The organism is Spartinivicinus ruber (genome assembly GCF_011009015.1).
In the GTDB taxonomy this organism is placed as follows: Bacteria; Pseudomonadota; Gammaproteobacteria; order Pseudomonadales; family Zooshikellaceae; genus Spartinivicinus; species Spartinivicinus ruber.
Genome location: NZ_CP048878.1, coordinates 3,034,390 through 3,053,313, shown reverse-complemented (window position 1 = coordinate 3,053,313; position 18,924 = coordinate 3,034,390). Strand labels below are relative to the sequence as shown.

The window sequence follows — 18,924 nt, the reverse complement described above, 5'->3', positions numbered from 1 at the left end:
TGTTTCAGGTTACTAAATCTGAATGCTATATAAGTTACTCATCGCCTGATCAACGGCTGCGCGACAATCAGCGTCAGTTGGATTAGAAAAGCTGGAAGGAAGTCTATTTATGGCCAGAAAAAACCAGGTAATATACCTGGTTCTAATTGATCAGCTTAAAGTTTGCTATTGGGTAATAAGCCAATTATTAGTTATTTGCTCTTTAGCATGACTATTAAGTGTTACCAAACCTTGAGACCATTGGTTTTCAGTAAAGCCTGACAAAGCTTGCACTAATTGTTCAATGCCTGACTTATCAATCACACCATTATTAGCCACCACATTAAAGGCTTGGTTATCATTCCATTGTTGAACAATAACTTTATCAGTTGTTGAACCTTTCAAGCTGACTTGAAGTTGATTATTTTTATCCAAACTAAAGTGGATATCATAGAGATTGATATTTTTTAGTGTAAGCACATCACCGGTGGTATTACCTGATATTGTGTCTATGCCATCACCTTGGTTAAAAATAATCGTATCTTTTCCTGTTCCACTCAGGATTTTGTCATTGCCTTTACCCCCTACTAAGGTATTTTCGCCTGCAACAGCAAAAAACTGGTCTGTTTGATTACCACCAATTAAAATATTGCGTTGGCTATTACCTATCATGGCATTCTCGGCAGTCTCACTACCAACCACATGTTGTACACCTTTTAAAGTAATATTGACTTGTTTATCTGCACCTGTGGTATTTAGAGTTTGCCCATTTAAATTCACAGCAGTTCGAGCAGATAGGTGACTTAAATCCAAGGTATTACTACCCTCACCTAAGTCAATGGTTTTGATTTCACCAAAACGTTTTACTGTAACTACATCTGAATAATCGCTACCATTGAAAGTCGTATGGTCCGACTGCTCATTGTCTAGCGTCACATAGACTGGGCCTTGGTGAGCACGATAATCAGTTTTAAGCAGTTTATCATCAGCTGTTAAATGAATATTCGCTAATTGACTTCTTAGTGGTGCCAATTTAGCCATACCCGCCAAATCAATCGCGGATACTTCGTCACCATCGGCTAAAATTAACGACAAGTGTTGATATACCTCAGACAAATAAAAATTCTTAATGACAACTTCTGTTGTATCGGTTAATTCTAACTGCCCTTCGTCAGTTTTTACCAATAAGTGTAAATCCTGGCCCAACCGGGCTAATTGTAAGTTATTTAGAGAGTTAACCTGATCCAGCACTAAAATATCATCACCACTATTCGCCTGATTATCAATAATTTTCAATCCGCGACTAGTAGCAGTGACTTGATAGCTGTCGCTACCTTCACCCCCACTGGCAATATCATCACCAGCAGCAACCCATTTAATTACATCATTGCCTTGCTCACCATTTAATAAGTCATTGCCTGAATTATCAATTAAGGTGTCATCCCCTGCGCCCCCTCGAATAATGGTGCCCGCCAGCCCTGCTGTTAAATAATCACTATCTATATTCCCAATCAGCAGGGATGAATGATGATCATCACCACTCAATCGAGTTGCCACTGGTGATGTCGTATGATCAACAGTGGTAGTTGGCGCTGCAATAATACGGCTGATATTACCTAGTTCATCAACGACTAATTCTTGTTGCAACCCTTCATTAGAAACAATACTGAGATGGCGGAAAGCATCACTAACAAAGTAGTTTTCAATGACTATTTGGCGATTGATAGACTCAATATTTCCTTCTTCAGTGGCTCTTGGTAATCGTGCTTCCAAAAGTAGATCCAACCCGTCACGGCGACTGGTAATATCAGCAAACGCAGCCCCTATTACCAAGTTATCGATTTTATTATCTGTTGCCAGGTTATTAATCGTCACTTTACCCTCAAAGGCACCCACCACATAAGTGTCATGGTCATTATTCCCCTGCATGATGTCAGCACCACCGTAACCACGCAACACATTAGCTTGTTGATTGCCAATAAGGGTATCTCCATAAGCAGTTCCTTCCGCGGATAACTGGTAGCGAGTGTCGAGTTTTTTACCTTCACCCCACTGCCAATCAGAAAGTTTATAGTCTTTCTGTTTTAGCGTTCTTAAAGTATCTACCAAGAAAACGCCATTATTATTTTTACCGTGATAATGGCTTTCAGTGGCTAGAGTTTTAGAGCCACTATATTCATCCAGTGAATACTCTATACCATCACGCATCACTAACACAAAGTCCCTAAGCGTTTCTCCGCCCCTAGCAAGGGCATCATACACATGGAGTGTATCATCAATAATTTTTTCTAAGATAACTTTACGCCCATCACTCAATGAAACCACCAAACTGTAGTCCTTACGACGATAACCAGCACTGTAGGTTTCATTACGATAACGGGTTTCAATAGCCGTTATTTCTGCCGCATCATAGTCTAAGAATACCGTATTAATTACCGGTTTTTTGCGATCTTGGGCCTGTGGCTTAATAACAGTTTCCCCAACACCACGCCCAATAAAGTACTTAGAACCTGCTGGAGCATTTTGGTGGTCATCATCACCGTGTAAAACAATTAATTGGCTTTTATCCAGTTTTTCAAACTCATCCTGCTGATACACACCCCCTTGGTTATTACCATCAATCCGGTTGTCATTAAGATCAATCGTCACGCCGGTTTGTTGGTTGAAATAAGTTTTATCTCCTGCTTTCAAATAGCGGGTATGCAGCTGAATTGACTCAACCTGATCAGCAGCTAATACTTTACGCTGTGCTGGCAAGTCAGGCGTCAACATAAATCCATCATGAGACTGGAAGCTGATTTGATTATTGTTCAACACCCACTGACCGTTGTATTCACTATAAACATCATGGATGGTTACTGTACCGGCATCTTTTAATTTGATAACCATATTTTTATTGATTAATTGCCAATCAGCAATTTCATCCAATGCAAACTCTAACCGTACGACAGAAGCATCCTGACCATTTTCAGTAATATGGACATCCCGCACATCCCGTTTAACCAGGTAGATATCCTGACCCGACCCACCATCCACTTTGGCATAGTCAGATAAGGTGATTACATCATTACCACCTTTGGCAAATATTTGATCGCCTTTGTTAGCAAAAATACGGTTACTATCGTTTGTGCCGATAATATAGTCAGAACCCGAGCTAGTAGCGTCTCCATCTGAACCAGAACCCAGGGTATGTTGAATATTTTTCAATTCACCAATTTGCGGGCCTTTAGCTGCCTCCCCAGTTTTTCCAGTATTCCTTACCCATACTTTGCCCTGTTCCAAATCAATAATAAAACCTGAATAGAGTTGATCGGAATAAGCATAGTTTCGGTAGGTTTGCGCATTGATAGTTAAGGTATTATCACCACCCTGCCCATCAATTTCGAAGAATATTTTATCATTGGGATTATTTAAATTATTGAAAAAGTTTTCCATATCGGAGAAATCAACTGAAAACATAAAGTTATCATTCAGATTTCCACCCTTTAGTTTTTTTGCGCCTTTACCAAAAATAAACTCATTCTTTTTATTAGTCACCCCAAAGACTGTATCAGTGCCGCCACCAATATTAAATAAGACAGCTTTTTCCGGGTCTACATTCCCAAACACTGCATTACTTAGGCCCTGTAATCCATCTTGGGCAAAAATAACATCATCCCCCCCCTTAACTTTAGGATCTCTAACAATTTCATAACCACCTTCATAGTTGTATACTTTGACCTCTTCAATAGCCACCTCTACATCACCATAAACGATGGTGTCAACAGCATTACCTAATTCACCTTGCAGTAATTCCACTGAACGTTGACGGGTTTGCTCGATTACATCATGCTTGGTTTTATTCGCTTTATAGGCATCAGTGACCCACTCATCCATATCCTGGCCCCAAAAAGCCAACCAGCCTTGACGTAAACGATGGCGCCAGTCATCTAACTCAGGGACATACTCCCAAGCATCCTCCACCTGTCGTACTGCTGAATAAATTTGTGCACCAACAATTAATCCCACACTTATTCCCAAGCCGATGGGACCAAGGGCAGCACTACCCGTAAATAGGGCAGCAACTCCTAAGCTTAATGCAGTGACCGCACCGGCTACCGCAAAACCACCCTGTACATACAAGTCCTGTCGTTGTTTATCAGTTAATCCTTCCCCTTGTGCATCAGAAAAGGCTTTTGCTGCTGTATAAATATCAAAAGGTAAAGTAATTAATGCTGCCAACGCGCCACCACTACGACCTAACGCTTGGCCTAAACGGCTGGCAGATGATGTCGCTAACCGGCTGCTACTGCTAACAGAACGGGCAATCAACCGTTGACTTAATTTAGGTAAGCTGCGATTGAGCGCTATTTCAGCAGGAATAGATGCAACATTGGCTATCACACTACCCGTTTGAATAACGCCTTCCTGAATATCACCACTCTCAAAAGCAGCATCAGCTGCCTTTATACCTGAGTAAATCCCCCAAGCTTGTAGTCCCACCCCCGGTACCTGGGAAGCAAATCCTTTTACACTAATACGGGTATTTCCGTTTAGTTTGTTTTGCAAGCCTTGAACTTGACTATCGGTTAATACAGAAGGTGTGCTATCAATTCTATCAACTACTGTTTTTAATCTGCTTGATACTTCCCCATCAATTAATGCCACCACAGGTAGGTCTTGTTGTTGTGACAATGTTTTGAGAATTTTAGCCCCTTCAGCAAAGTCTGCTTGTGGTGCCGTACTTAAAAACTGCTGTAAAACCTCACCATTAAATTTAATACTGGCTACACCACCATCAGCTAGTCGATCAACAGCAATTGGTTGCCCATCAACTTGTGCGCCCAACAACCAGAGCTGAGTGCGGCTGATTGGCTGGCCATTGACTTTCAGTAAACCAAGCTGAAGATCTTGCGCAGACAGTCGTTCTAACTCAACCGGCAGTGATTGCTGCAACTGTTGGGTTGCCTGGATAACCCTGGCATCTTGATAAAAACCATCCGCAATAGACTGAGCTTGAAACTTATTCGGGTCAATGCCCAAGCTAAGTTGCGTAGAATGAGTAAAATAATCCGTTAAAAACCCAACTAAACTGGCTTTATTCTGAAAACCACTGATCCAACCCACTGCAGGATCATAAAAAGATAATTTACCTTTAGTATTAGATAATAAATAACGGTGGCGACCTGAGCGGAAAATCATTGACTGATCACCGCCTGTAGTGACTTTATCGGCAATAGTGGCTAACCCAAACTCACCCAGGTTTTCTCGATAGTGTTGCTTGCTTTTAACAAGCAGGGCAATTTCTATCTGTGCCTCACTGTATTGTTGATACGCAGCCGTTTCACTAACACTGTTTTTGTTTTGTTTAATTAATTCACTGATAAATCGGCTTTGGCTTTTGCTGGCTAACAATGCTTTGACATCTCCCTCTTGATGTAAAGCGGTGGCAACGGATAACACATCAGCCAGCAAAGTGTTTTGCTTTTTATTAACTGCTGGGGATAGCTCAACACTTAAGCCATGCTGCTTTCCCACGGAAAGCATCCTTTTCGACTGGTCAAAGGTATATTGAATTAACCGAGCATTATCAATATCCCGTACTTTGTGGCTGTTGGAAGCACTTTCATTAGCTTCAATGGTTTGATCTGCACTTTCCAATACTTGACTAAACTTGTCGTATTGCTGTGCGGTTGGCGAGCTACCCGTGTTTCGTAAGTCACCTAACGACGCAATAATATCAGATTGAATCAAATCACTTAATGCTGCTGGGTTTGCTCTTACCCATTCCGCCACTTGATTACGCAAGGCTTGAATACGCTCAGCCGCTGCGGGTTTAGCCACCAACTGAATTTGACCTATTAACGGTCGGTCTGGACTGATTTGATAGTCCCCCGGATTTTGCAGAAAATTAATGGCATGGAATAAACAGTCGCCATCAGCAGGCATAGAATAAACACGGCCATTGCGACCACGCACCAGGTAATGATCACTATCCGTGTTATTGCTAGGTCTTGAATGAATCAACTTACCCCGCAGATTACGGCCACCATGCAACGTATCTACAACATTTTTAGTATGTTCAAGATCAAAAGTGACACCCAGTGCTTTGGCAATCGCCAATGGTGCTACATCAGCCCCAGCATAATTCCAATGTCCTGGCTGACTGATTTGATTGGCAAATGCCTCGACATGGGCTGGAACTTTACCTGGGTTAACACCAGGGGTAACGCCACTGACAGAATCAACAAACAAAGCACCTGAACGTTTATCCAAGGAAGGTTGATGACGATGATTGTCGTATTTAAACGAAACTGTCCCTAAGGCAATGCTTTCACTAATGGTTCCCGATGATACCGCTCCTGCTAAAACAACGGCACCACCTGAAGTGCCATGACTAGCAGATTTACCCAAACTGACTGACTTAACTCGGATTAAATTTGCATGCGCACCTGGGTTAGTTAAAGAATCGTTATGAATTCGTTTTAACCACTGCTGGCCATTACCCTCTAAGTTAAACTGACGTACACCTTCTGTTGTCAGCTCATAACTAAGCGTAAGACTGCTACCTTTTTTGGCTGCTTCCAAAACGGTTTCAACTGACGTTTTTAGCTCACTATCCTGAGGATTACTATCAACCAAAGCTTTGAGTCGGGTTTTTGCTTCTTGTAATTTACCACCAGCTAAGGCACTGGGGTTTAACGTTTCTGAAACAGTAATGCTTTTCACCCGCTGTGCAGCATTGCCTAATGCAGTATCTGGCTCAAACGACAAGTTAATCGCCAAACTATCAGATAAAACAGTTAGGGTACGAATTTTCTTATAGTAAGGTTCCAGTGGTCGTACTTTACCAGCATCTTCCTGGCCAAATACCACACCAGAATAAAATGGCATAATTCCATAACCCACTGTAGCACTACGACTGCTACTATTATGCGCTCCTTCAATCCCACTGGCACCCGTGGTAGCCCCTGATGCCCAATTCCCATTAACTGCCCCTTCGGCTCTCACGGGTTTTACAGAAAAAAGAAATTGTGTTCTTCCAGGTGTGTCTTCAAGTACGGCTAGGGCTGGTGCATTAACACCCGCGTTAACATAAGCACTGGCTGACACCCCCACAACACTTTTTCTTGCAACGGTTCCCGCACTATTGGACATAGTACGGACATCAGTTAACGATAAATTGCCACTGGTTAATTTCATAATAAAATCATCTTGATTCCCGACGGTGGTACCAAAGGTAGCTGAACGCACCTGATTACCCACAATGCCTGCACCTAATACTGTAGACACAGAAACGCCGCCCGCAATCCCTGTGCCTGCAATAAATTCAGTGCCAACACCCGCTCCCGCATCACGGCTATAAGAAATAGATATCCCTAAACTGCCGTCTGCTTTTTTATTAATGGTTAAGCTAGGTGCAATTTTCCAGTGGCCTTTTGGCCCGGCGTAAAGCGTTATCGAAGCTGGGTTCAAATCTTTGCTTCCAGCCCGCTTACCCGTTAAACTGACTTCCACTCCACGGCTGCGTGACAAAGTTAAGCTTTCACCAATGGGTAAAGCCGCAATTTTATTTTTAATCGCTGCAACCAATGCTTCTTGGCCTGCCGATTTATCCACTCCTGTCACTTCTCGCCAAGCTTTGGATAATTCACTATCAGGATTTTGTAAATCGCCACTTAGGCCTTTAACCACTTTTTCCAGGTTATACATTTCCGGCAAACTACGGAAACCTTGTCCATAGGCTTTATTAATTGCACTATCAGCAACGGCTGTCGTATTGACCGTTTCACCCTGATGTAAACGACGTAAGGTATCTGCATTTTGCAATAATTTTGCTTGTAAAACGCCACCTGGTGCCGAGCGGTCAACAAATACCCCTAAGTCAAGCAGCTCATACATAAACTGACGGGTGGGTTGATCTAAAACTGGCGACTCAGATAGCTGAAAAATGAGGTTATTGGCATCAAAGCCTTCTGCTTTTCTGACTCGCTTTACTTCGCCTTTTAGCTTATTTAAAAAAGAACCATTTTCAGGTCGCATCAATTCGTCATAATTAATTAATTGTTTAATTTCAGCGACAATTTTTGCATTTTCATCAATAACAGATTTAAACCCAGCTGCCGAATTATCTAAGGTAACTTTATTACCCTGGTAATTGGCGTTATTAGCAATAATTTGTTTAATTTCCTGATAAACCTTTGCCGAGCCACCTTCCTTAAACATTGGCCCGTCAGTTTGAAAAGCATGTTGAATTTTTCGCCACAACCCTTTTGCCCCTTTTTGCACTGGGGTTTTAATATGGGCCGCCATGTATTCACGAATACTGCCGAGTATTTTACGGTTAAGTTTTTCTTTAAATAAAATAGTGGCAAATTTATCGGTTTTTCCTGATACCGTATGGCCGCCGGGCAATAAACCTAAAAAGGTTTCTGTCCACTTGCCACCGGTTACGCGCACTACCTGAGCTTTACCTGGCAAATTCGGTCTTTGCGAAGTGGCTAAGGCATTAGCCAACTCACCATTTTGTACTGTTGAACCAATAAAGTAGCCTTTACCATTGCTATCAATCAGCCGGATTAAGCCATCTTTGGCAGCGGTCGATAACTGCCTAAACTGAGGGATTTCAACACCTGAAGTTTCTCCAGCGACGGCAGAAGAAAGTACAACTTTACCAGCTTGGTCAAACTTTAACAGCCCACCTTGATCAGTAATCGCCCATAAATGACCTGAACTGTCGTAGGCGATTTGCGATAATCGACCTTCCGGATAATCGCTCGTCAACGGCTCAGCTAAACCGGCTCCGATTAAAGTCCCATCAGCCAATAAAATAGCAGCTTTGCCATCACGGGCAACCGCAACATCTAATGCCTTCGTGTTACTGGTACTGTTATAAACTGCTTGTGGTTGCACCCATTGGCCTTCAGCAACTGATGTACTATACACGTTGCCTTCACGGACAAAATAAAGAGTACCATCCATCCCTGCCCGTAAATGTTGAATCCCATCAATGGAATTGCCATCGGGAAATAGCACTGCCAGTCGCTGAGCAGGTTGATCCTGGCCATTGCCAGGGGCTTCAATATAACCCGTAAGCCTGCCGTCTTTATCCAACCCCACCCCAAGGGTGATTTGTTGGCCATTATCGGCAGTGGCTTTAAAGGTAAAGGCATCATGAAGTCGTCCATCGACCGTCTTATTACTAACCGCCGCATCCAGTCGTTTGCCCGTCACCACATCCTCTTGGATCGGTTGATTATTTTCCTGGTAAAAACCAAATACCTGACCCGATTCTGACATGGCAACACTAGTATACTGGTTAATACCTTCCGCCTGGGGAGAGACAGTTTGCCACTGCTGAGAAGTAGAGTTATGACGAGCCAGCTCACCTGACTGAAACTTCCACCAAGTGCCTTTATTGTCAACAAACAGTCGGTCGCCTGTTTGTAGTGACTGCTCCAAGGTAGGTGCAGCAACTCGGTCAATTTTGCTGTCAGCGCCAGGAACCCCTTGGCCTACCAAACCACTTTTTAAGACAAAATAAATGTTGTTATTTCGGGCAAAGGCATTAGTAATATCACCATATACGTTGGCTTTGTCCCAAGGCTTGGCAAAGCCATCTGTTGACAGTTGATATAACTTACCTTCAATTAAAACCAGTGCACCTTCATTAACCCCGGGTATTAATGCATCTACTTTGCCTTTTACTGGCCACTTACCATCAGCAAATACCTGTTGTACAGGTTTGAATTTAGCTTTTAATTTAATCAAACCAAAAGGTGTGTGCTTTTTGGCATTAGAACGCCAATATTCTAATTGGCCATTATCGTTGACTCGAAAATGAGTACGGTGTCCTTCCTGATTATAGGCGTCTAAAATGCCCGCCTTACCATAAATAGCTAGCCTGTTTAAACTTGAGGAAATTGAATTAATATTATCTAATTGAGGTGTGTTTGATATACTTCCATGTGACTTATCAGTAGATAAATCTTTGCTTTTTTCCTGACGATCAACATTCATCTGACCATCAATATTTTTAGACGAATCAACAGACGAATGACTCGAAGATGGTATTCGCATATATTTCCCCTAACGGTCACATTATTTTTTAACAACCACCTCCTTGTGTACAGTTAAATAAAACATTTATATTCTGCTTCTTTATAAAATTTGTATGGCTACCTTGCGCTGTAAGACAGTTTTCTAAAAACTATTATTTTATATATTTTAATTTTCTAATATCTACTGTTCTATTATCTATCTTATCTCTACCTTTCACATTGGCAGTAGCATGCTTTATCTATCTAAACTACAAGTGCTCTATATTTATACTTTTTGGATTAGTAAATACTTTTTCTATAAACCCTTAAAGGCTATCAGTGTTTCTAACACCACTCTTTTTTTAATTGAGTGTTAAGCCAATTATGCCGGTTATTCAACACAACAAACACTCTGTTATTTGCAAATTGTTGTGAATTATATCACAACTCATCCACCTAATTAAGTGATATTCCATTTAATTACAGTTTGCTTATTTAGATATAATGTAAGCATCACAAAAGGACACCCAAATTTAAAATAATACTAAATTAATAATTTCTAATAAGTATTCTTATATCTTTGAATTATTCTCAACAGGTAAACTAGCATTATTTATATAATTTAGAGGAAGATAAGACGGTGTTACTCAGAAAAAATGACTCAATTTAGAGTCATTAATAGGAAAAATAAAAAAGGCGAAATTAAAGAGTAAAAATTATTATGGCAATAGTAACAACCAGGTCTAATGTACAACCCGGTTGCTTTCATCTTCTTCTGTTGTTGTCTCTGCCATAATACCCACCATATGGATACCGGCACTCAACATTGCTTTGGCCACTTCAATATAATTATCCTGTAAATAGGCTTTCGCCTCTTCAGAAAATGATATTGTCACTAATGGCTTTTCATCAGCATCAGAACGCTGTAGTGCAATATTACCATCTGGCAGTTCAACTATCTCTAAATAAGAAGGCATCTACAGACTCTCACCATTATCGTTAGGGACAAGCGCTTGATTCTAACACCTCACACGCACTTGACAAAGCCATTATCAGAATAATCTATTCATGAAGCTCATCTTGTTGACAAACTATACAACACCTAATTGCTAAACTAGTCTTCATCAATTATCCTGCTATACGCTCAAAGAAAGTAACTTATCACTCACAGAAAACTTGATGACAAGTAAGAAAACCGTCACTATCAATACCAAAGAAACAACACAACAAACCGTTACTGCTTACTTTCAGGCTAGTAAAAAGCACAGCAAACAGCCAGCACTAAAAGTAAACAGAAACTGTTGTTGTATGGAATAGAGTTGTTAACTGGTTTTCCGATAAAACTGATCATAGCAATAGTTGGTAGCGGCGATATAACCATCAACACTACCGCAATCAAAACGTTTACCCTTAAACCGGTAGGCTAACACACAGCCATCTTTGGCTTGTTGTAATAACGCATCAGTAATTTGTACTTCACCATTTTTACCAGGAGGGGTATTACGAATAATGTCAAAAATATCAGGTGTTAATATATAACGACCAATAATGGCTAAGTTGGAAGGCGCATTTTCAGGTGTAGGCTTTTCCACCATATCTGTAATTCTATATAAATCTTCTCGAATCATATCCCCCGCAATAATGCCATATTTTCCGGTTTCGTCAGCTGGCACTTCCTGAATGGCAACAATACTACAGCGAAATTGCTTGAATAATCGTACCATTTGAGACAATACACCATCACCTGAGTTAATACATAAGTCATCCGCCAGTACGACTGCAAAGGGCTCATCACCAATTAACGTCTGCCCAGTGAGAATAGCATGTCCTAACCCTTTCATTTCCCGTTGTCGGGTATAGGAAAAGCTACATTCATCAATTAAACGACGAATATCGTTTAACATCGGCTCTTTATCAGTGCCTTTGATTTGATGTTCAAGCTCATAATTAGTATCGAAATGATCTGCAAGTGCTCGCTTTCCTCGGCCAGTTACAATACTTATCTCATTTAAGCCAGCTTCCAAAGCCTCCTCTACCCCATACTCAATCAGTGGCTTATTTACCACTGGCATCATTTCTTTTGGCATTGACTTGGTTGCAGGTAAAAAGCGGGTTCCATAACCCGCCGCAGGAAAAAGACACTTTTTGATCATTCGATTATTGCTTACTAGTCGGCTATTATTGGTTCAGTAAAGCGAAACCTAGAAACCTATTTACGGGTTCGCCCATATACATCATCAAACCTAACTATATCATCTTCTCCCAAATAGCTACCAGATTGCACCTCAATTAATTCCAGAGGAATTTTTCCAGGGTTTTCTAGACGGTGTTGTTCACCCAGAGGTATATAAGTTGACTCATTTTCAGCTATCAAGTATTCCTTGTCACCACAAGTCACCTGTGCAGTACCCTTTACTACTACCCAGTGCTCTGCCCTGTGATGATGCATCTGTAACGATAAGCTCGCACCGGGTTTGACAGTAATCCGCTTAACCTGAAAACGTTCCGCCTCATCAATACCTTCATAACTTCCCCAAGGGCGATACACTTTTTTATGAAGTAAATATTCAGAGCGATGCTGGCTTTTTAGCTCCTCAACGATTTTCTTCACATCCTGCACTTTATCTTTGTGGGCAACCAACACAGCATCATCGGTTTCAACCACCACCAGATCTTTTACACCAACCGCAGCCAATAGCCGTTTTTCACTGCGTAAATAACAGTTTTGAGTATCTCTTAATACGACATCCCCTAACTGGCTATTACCATGCGCATCAGATGCATGCAACTCAGCCAGTGCTCGCCAGGAGCCCACATCACTCCAGCCGATATCTGCAGGAATCACTACCCCCTTACTGGTTTTTTCCATCACCGCATAATCAATAGAGTCTTCAGGACAAGCTGTAAAGCTGGCCTTATCCAAGCGTAAAAAGTCCAAATCAGCCTCAGCTCCCTCAAATGCCTGCTTCGCTGCATTATAAATATCCACGGCATAAGCCTTAAGCTCTTCCAAGTAAGTTGCCGCTTTAAACATAAACATACCACTATTCCAAAAATAGCTGCCCTCTGCCACATAACCAGCTGCCGTTGCCTGATCAGGCTTCTCTACAAAGCAGTCAATACTATGGCCAGAAAACCCAAGCGACTCACTTGCTTTGATATAACCATAACCCGTTTCAGGGTGGTCGGGAACAATTCCAAAAGTAACCAGCCTATCCTGTTGCGCATGTTGTTGACCATAGAGAATTGCTTTATAGAAAGCTTCTATTTTTTGAATCGCATGATCGGCAGGTAAGACTAATAAAACAGCCTCACTGCTTAATTGCATTGCTTTCAGTGCCGCCACAGCAATAGCTGGGGCTGTATTTCTCCCGACGGGTTCCAGCACAATACTTTCTGCCGGTTGTGCAATTTGCCTGAGTTGTTCAGCCACCATAAAGCGATGCTCTTCATTACACACCACTATCGGCGCCCCTACTTCTTTAAATCCAACCAAGCGCTCTACTGTTTCTTGTAACAAGCTGGTATTTGGGTTAACCAGATTGAGCAACTGTTTAGGGTAAAGCTCACGGGATAATGGCCAGAGTCGAGAGCCTGTTCCCCCAGAGAGAATCACCGGAATAATCATGAAATATCCTTAAATCAATGTAATGATAATTATGTACAGGTCCTTTGATTATAAACATTGATAATCTATAGCAATAATGAACTGATAACGTTATGACAAAATAGCTTTAATTAATTCATCACCTAAAAATGGTATTACTAGTTAAGACTTTCTATAGTGTAGAATATCCCTACCAGCAAATAGCAAGTACATCCCGCCTCACCTATTACAATTGAATTTAACTTGCATCGACTCATTGCTCACCTATATTTAAACCTAACCTGATAAAAATCACTCACTCCTGCTTAGCCCTTCAGCCAGTTCAGAGTTCAGTTATGTATCACTATAAAATCACCTGTGATAGTGAAGAAAGCTACGATATTGTCTTAACCACTGACCCGATTGATGAACTTGATGTTTTCCCAAACTTTAAGTCTGCCCAACGCGCATTGGCATTTCGTCTTAATGATCGAATGAGAAGCCTAAAGTCACAACTGATTATGGTAAGCCGGATGAAACACGCACGCGAAGTGATTCAATAAAATAAGCCAATAATCCAGACTACCACCCAAATTTCTGCAACTTTCAATAATTAATTGATTTTTAAAAAATTTTAAAAACAAGCTCTGATTTTTCCAACTTGTTATTTATAAGTTTGCAATAAAATTGTGAACCATAAAAAACTAATGAATAGCCCTACAACTAGCTAATTGCTAACTAAAACGTAATAATTAGGATTAACAAAGGCAATAGTAGCAGATTATGGCGGACCTAATTTTACGTTATTGGCAACAAATCCTTAGGTGGTTTAAAGTAAACCAGCCCGCCTTTTTAGATGCACTAAATACCGGTGCCTCACAACAACAAGTTGAACAGCTTGAAGCTGAGCTAGATGCCAATCTACCCAATGATCTTCGAGCATTTTTATTAGCAATCAGTGGTGAAAAAACAGATAATTTCTTCCATCATCTTTGTACTTGCGGCATCTTACCTTTCCATGGCGATTTATTTTCCATCCCAGAAATACTCAAACAACGCCAGCATCATTTAGAACATGATGTTGCACTTAACTACAGCAAAGACTTCCAAAAAATGGCAGCGGTTTATCAGAGTCATTGCCCTGAAGTAAAGCCTGTGAGTTATGACCCATTATGGATTCCCATTGGCGGTGATCCTGGCTTCAATATCATCTTTATTGATCTTAATCCTACCAGCCAAGGAGTTAGAGGCCAGGTCTTTGAGCATTGTTACGAAATTGCTCAACGAGAGCTATTAGCTTCTTCTCTCACCCATTACCTCAAACAATATGCCGATGGGTTGAGTAAAGGACGTTTTTATGTCGAAGAAGACAACCACATGCTGGTTGTTTATGATGACCATACAATGTAAAAGGATATTAAATGCAATATCCTTTTACCCTTGATTTAATCCTATGCTAAACAATGACAGTCAATTATGGGATTGCCTGAGTTTTCAATTTACTCAATGAATTGAAAAAACTGTAAAAATTCTCATCCCCCATATTACGTGCTGATGCCAGCTGCCCACCCTTTGTTGCAAATAACACTTTATTATCAGTCGAGACTACCACAATAGAAGGAATCCCCTTTTTAACAGGATTGCCATATTGCTGCACAATATCCATATTATTATCCCAACGACCAATATCAATTTTTAACGTAATAAAATGAGTTTTAATAAGCTCTGCCAACTGGCCTTTATTAACAGCTTTATCTAAAGCCACACAATCAGGACACCAATTAGCCCCAAACGCAATGAGTAACAATTTGTCTTGTTGTTTAGCAACCGACAGTGCCTGAGCTATTTGTTGCTTAGCATTGGCTGCCGGATTATAAGGTAGCTCTTTCGCCATCAGTGAGTTTACCGTGCTGAAACATAACAATACGAAAAAAGTTAATACGCGGATCATAGGTTTGGCCTCCATTCCAGTCAAAGTGATACTACTACAAACCATACGACAGTAGTAGAAACATATAAGTGAAACGTTAGTACTCAACTAATTGGCCACGCCAATGTTGAATAAAATCGGTTAATGCTTGATAAGATTCAGATAAGTTTTGAAAAGGGGAGGTTTGACTGGTTGAGATAAATGTCTGTGCTTCAGAGAGTTGGCTTGGTTGGCTCAAGTCAACCGGCTGAAAAGCCACAATACGACAATAGTAGCTATTCAGCCAAGTTAACCAGCTACCCTGTTGCTGTAATAACTGTTGCAGCCTAAGCAACCCTGGGGCAGCTTGCAACTGCTCATTAGTTAGCTCAGCAAACGACCAATACTGCACAGGCAGAGACAACTGATACTCTGCCGCTAGCTCATGGCTAAAGGCATCCACAGTCGTGACCAAATGCCAGGCCACAGACTGTAGCAAGCCTTCCTGATCACCCGGCAATGGGTCTTGTAGCTGCTGATATTGCCGCAATAAAGCAGCGGCAAAATACAGCTTCTGTTTCACCAATACTTGCAAGGTGTCTTTTTCTGGGGTTAGCTTTTTATCCGCAGCTTTTATCACGCTTAACTGGCAGCCTGTGCTTTGGTTTTTGTCTTGGACTTACTTTTAGCCTTAGCCGCTTGCTCCTCCCAACGCCCATCTTTAAAGAAAGCCCGCCAGCCCGTGGCCTTACCATCCACTTCTGTCATCACGTACTGTTCTTTGGTTTTACGACTAAACCGTACAATGGTTGGGTTACCATCAGGGTCTTGCTGAGGTGCTTCCAACAGATAATGGTATTTAGGGTCAATTTCATCACGATGAGGAATTAACTCACTCACAAGGGGGGCCCGGGTTTCCCGATTTTTAGGAAACTGGCTTGCTGCTAGAAAGAGCCCAGACGCACCATCCCGTAAGATATAGGTATCATCTACTTTTAAACAACGCAGTTCAGGCATTGGCACTGGATCCATTTTGGGTGGTGCAGGCTCGCCACTTTTCAGTAATTTGCGGGTGTTACTACAACTGTCATTAGTACAGTCAAAATATTTACCGAACCGACCAGTTTTGAGTTGCATTTCTGCACTACACTTGTCGCACTCTAGAACTGGCCCTTCATAGCCTTTCAATTTAAATTGGCCAAACTCTATCTCATAACCAGCACAATCCGGGTTATTGCCACAAATGTGCAGCTTGCGCTTTTCATCAATTAGGTAAGAGTCCATTGCGGTACCGCACTTTTGACAACGGTGCTTGGCCCGTAATGCTTTCACTTCCCCTTCTTCATCATCAGCGTGAATAGCTTCATCACCCGGTACCAGATTGATAGTGGTTTTACAGCGTTCTTTGGGGGGCAGTGCATAGCCAGAGCAGCCTAAAAACACACCGGTACTCGCTGTGCGAATTTGCATTTTGCGCTCACAGGTTGGGCAGTCGATATCAGTCATGGTCGGCTCATTAGCCCGCATACCACCGGTACTGGCATCAGATTCAGCCAGAGCAAGCTTTTTAGTGAAGTCAGCATAAAAGTTATCTAACAACTGGTGCCACTCCAGCTTGCCCTCAGCAATATGATCCAAGTCTCCTTCCATATTGGCAGTAAAACTGTAGTCCATTAAATTATGGAAACTTTCCACTAGCCGTTCAGTGACAATATCGCCCATTTTTTCTGCATAAAACCGACGCCCTTCCAGCTTGACATAGCCCCGGTCTTGAATGGTCGAAATAATCGATGCATAGGTAGAAGGCCTGCCAATCCCCCGCTTTTCCAGCTCTTTAACCAGTGCAGCCTCAGAGAATCTAGCAGGTGGTTTGGTGTAGTGCTGTTTCGGATCCAGCTTTAATAGATCCAGTATTTCCTTAGCATTAATCACCGGTAAAGTGGCTTCCTCACCCTTTTTACTGACTGGGGGAAGTACCTTAGTAAAACCATCGAACTTTAATACCCGGCCACGGGTTCTTAGCTCAAACTCAGCAGCAGCTACTACTACACTGGTGCTAAGGTACTCTGCAGGCGGCATCTGACAGGCAACAAATTGACGCCAGATCAGCTCATATAATCGCTCGGCATCACGCTCCATCCCTTTAACTGAGCCAGGTTTAGCGTTAACATCAGACGGCCTGATTGCCTCATGGGCTTCTTGCGCTCCTTCTTTACTGCTATAGGAGTTGGCCTGCTCAGGTAAATACCTCTTACCATAGTTATCAGCAATATAATCCCGACAAGCTGTCACAGCATCAGCACTCAAATTGGTACTATCCGTACGCATATAAGTGATATAACCTGCTTCATAAAGCCGCTGAGCCATCATCATGGTTTTCTTAACACTAAAGCCCAACCGGGTACTGGCTGCCTGTTGTAAAGTAGAGGTTATAAACGGTGCATTGGGTTTAGTACTGGAGGGTTTAGTATCAACACTAGCAACCTGATAAGTGGCTTGCTGTAATGTCGCCAGTGCTTGATCAGCTTGAGTTTTATTAGTGGGGCGGAAGCTTTTCCCTGCCTGCTTGGTAACTTGAAAACGGACTGACTCTTTCCGAGGGGTATTCAAATCCGCATGCACTTCCCAAAACTCTTCAGGAACAAACTGGCGAATCTCGTTTTCACGCTCAACAATCAGTCGTACAGCCACCGATTGCACTCGTCCTGCTGACAAACCTCTAGCTATTTTGCTCCACAGCAAGGGTGAAACCATATAACCCACAACCCTATCCAAAAAACGACGGGCTTGCTGGGCTTGAACCCTGCTCATGTTAAGCTGACCAGGGTTGTCAAATGCTTCTTTAATAGCATTTTTGGTGATTTCGTTAAAGACTACCCGTCGATAGCGCTCGTTATCCCCACCAATCGCTTCCCGCAGGTGCCAGGCGATGGCTTCCCCCTCTCGGTCAAGATCCGTTGCTAGGTAAATGTTGTCAGCCGTTTTAGCAAGTCGTTTCAACTCTTCAACAACTTTTTCCTTACCAGGTAGTATCTCGTAACTGGCTTGCCAGTTATTTTCTGGGTCAACCCCCATGCGCGTAACCAGTTGCTCGCGGGCTTTGCGCTTTTTATATGCAGCCTTCTCATCAGGTGACAACTTACGCGTTTCAGCTGCGGCCTTGGCCCGTGCTTTTGCATCAACTGGCTTCTTGCTCCCACTGGTAGGGAGGTCCCGAATATGCCCAACAGATGACTTAACAACAAAGTCACTACCCAAATACTTGTTAATCGTTTTGGCTTTTGCTGGTGACTCAACAATAACTAGTGATTTACCCATGGTGACCTGTTATATCCAAAACGTACAAAACTTATCCATAAAAGATAATTCAATTACAAAAATTTGCGCCTTTATAAGACGTATTCTGTCTTTCTGCAAGTAAATTAGACTGA

10 protein-coding genes are annotated in these 18,924 nt (G+C 41.9%); 3 read left to right on the top strand and 7 right to left on the bottom strand.

Going from position 1 to position 18,924, the window contains the following annotated elements:
* Positions 1 to 165: 165 nt before the first annotated feature.
* Positions 166 to 10,038, bottom strand: a complete 9,873-nt coding sequence (locus G4Y78_RS14270; RefSeq protein WP_163833659.1) for a hypothetical protein — start codon at positions 10,036 to 10,038, stop codon at positions 166 to 168.
* Positions 10,039 to 10,741: 703 nt separating this feature from the next.
* The gene (locus G4Y78_RS14265; protein ID WP_163833658.1) at positions 10,742 to 10,975 is read right to left on the bottom strand and encodes a hypothetical protein; all 234 of its coding nucleotides are present in this window, start codon (positions 10,973 to 10,975) and stop codon (positions 10,742 to 10,744) included.
* A 202-nt stretch (positions 10,976 to 11,177) separates the two neighbouring features.
* Between G4Y78_RS14265 and G4Y78_RS14260 the strand changes: the two genes are divergently transcribed.
* The gene (locus G4Y78_RS14260) at positions 11,178 to 11,315 is read left to right on the top strand and encodes a hypothetical protein (protein WP_163833657.1); all 138 of its coding nucleotides are present in this window, start codon (positions 11,178 to 11,180) and stop codon (positions 11,313 to 11,315) included.
* A gap of 5 nt (positions 11,316 to 11,320) precedes the next feature.
* On the opposite strand, the gene galU is transcribed toward G4Y78_RS14260, so the two are convergent.
* On the bottom strand, positions 11,321 to 12,151 hold the full coding sequence (gene galU / locus G4Y78_RS14255) for a UTP--glucose-1-phosphate uridylyltransferase GalU (protein ID WP_163833656.1): 831 nt from the start codon (positions 12,149 to 12,151) through the stop codon (positions 11,321 to 11,323).
* A gap of 56 nt (positions 12,152 to 12,207) precedes the next feature.
* Positions 12,208 to 13,626, bottom strand: a complete 1,419-nt coding sequence (locus G4Y78_RS14250) for a mannose-1-phosphate guanylyltransferase/mannose-6-phosphate isomerase (RefSeq protein WP_163833655.1) — start codon at positions 13,624 to 13,626, stop codon at positions 12,208 to 12,210.
* 314 nt (positions 13,627 to 13,940) lie between these two features.
* On the opposite strand from G4Y78_RS14250, the gene G4Y78_RS14245 reads away from it, so the two are divergent.
* A complete protein-coding gene (locus G4Y78_RS14245) occupies positions 13,941 to 14,147 on the top strand; it encodes a hypothetical protein (protein ID WP_163833654.1) in 207 nt (68 codons plus the stop codon).
* Between the two features lie 220 nt (positions 14,148 to 14,367).
* Positions 14,368 to 14,994, top strand: coding sequence for an SMI1/KNR4 family protein (locus G4Y78_RS14240; protein ID WP_163833653.1), 627 nt, complete (start codon positions 14,368 to 14,370; stop codon positions 14,992 to 14,994).
* A 64-nt stretch (positions 14,995 to 15,058) separates the two neighbouring features.
* Here the strand turns inward: G4Y78_RS14240 and G4Y78_RS14235 are convergent, their stop codons facing one another.
* The 3 genes from G4Y78_RS14235 to topA form a co-directional block, all read right to left on the bottom strand.
* The gene (locus tag G4Y78_RS14235; RefSeq protein WP_163833652.1) at positions 15,059 to 15,535 is read right to left on the bottom strand and encodes a thioredoxin family protein; all 477 of its coding nucleotides are present in this window, start codon (positions 15,533 to 15,535) and stop codon (positions 15,059 to 15,061) included.
* Between the two features lie 76 nt (positions 15,536 to 15,611).
* Positions 15,612 to 16,133: a DUF6586 family protein gene (locus tag G4Y78_RS14230; RefSeq protein ID WP_163833651.1), complete on the bottom strand. Its 522-nt coding sequence runs from the start codon at positions 16,131 to 16,133 to the stop codon at positions 15,612 to 15,614.
* A gap of 2 nt (positions 16,134 to 16,135) precedes the next feature.
* On the bottom strand, positions 16,136 to 18,811 hold the full coding sequence (gene topA / locus G4Y78_RS14225; protein ID WP_163833650.1) for a type I DNA topoisomerase: 2,676 nt from the start codon (positions 18,809 to 18,811) through the stop codon (positions 16,136 to 16,138).
* Positions 18,812 to 18,924 lie beyond the last annotated feature (113 nt).

Coding starts and splice junctions, on each gene's coding strand:
- G4Y78_RS14245 (WP_163833654.1), top strand. CDS start 13,941: ATGTATCACTATAAAATCACCTGTGATAGTGAAGAAAGCTACGATATT.
- galU (WP_163833656.1), bottom strand. CDS start 12,151: ATGATCAAAAAGTGTCTTTTTCCTGCGGCGGGTTATGGAACCCGCTTT.
- G4Y78_RS14235 (WP_163833652.1), bottom strand. CDS start 15,535: ATGATCCGCGTATTAACTTTTTTCGTATTGTTATGTTTCAGCACGGTA.
- G4Y78_RS14240 (WP_163833653.1), top strand. CDS start 14,368: ATGGCGGACCTAATTTTACGTTATTGGCAACAAATCCTTAGGTGGTTT.
- G4Y78_RS14250 (WP_163833655.1), bottom strand. CDS start 13,626: ATGATTATTCCGGTGATTCTCTCTGGGGGAACAGGCTCTCGACTCTGG.
- G4Y78_RS14270 (WP_163833659.1), bottom strand. CDS start 10,038: ATGCGAATACCATCTTCGAGTCATTCGTCTGTTGATTCGTCTAAAAAT.
- topA (WP_163833650.1), bottom strand. CDS start 18,811: ATGGGTAAATCACTAGTTATTGTTGAGTCACCAGCAAAAGCCAAAACG.
- G4Y78_RS14265 (WP_163833658.1), bottom strand. CDS start 10,975: ATGCCTTCTTATTTAGAGATAGTTGAACTGCCAGATGGTAATATTGCA.
- G4Y78_RS14260 (WP_163833657.1), top strand. CDS start 11,178: ATGACAAGTAAGAAAACCGTCACTATCAATACCAAAGAAACAACACAA.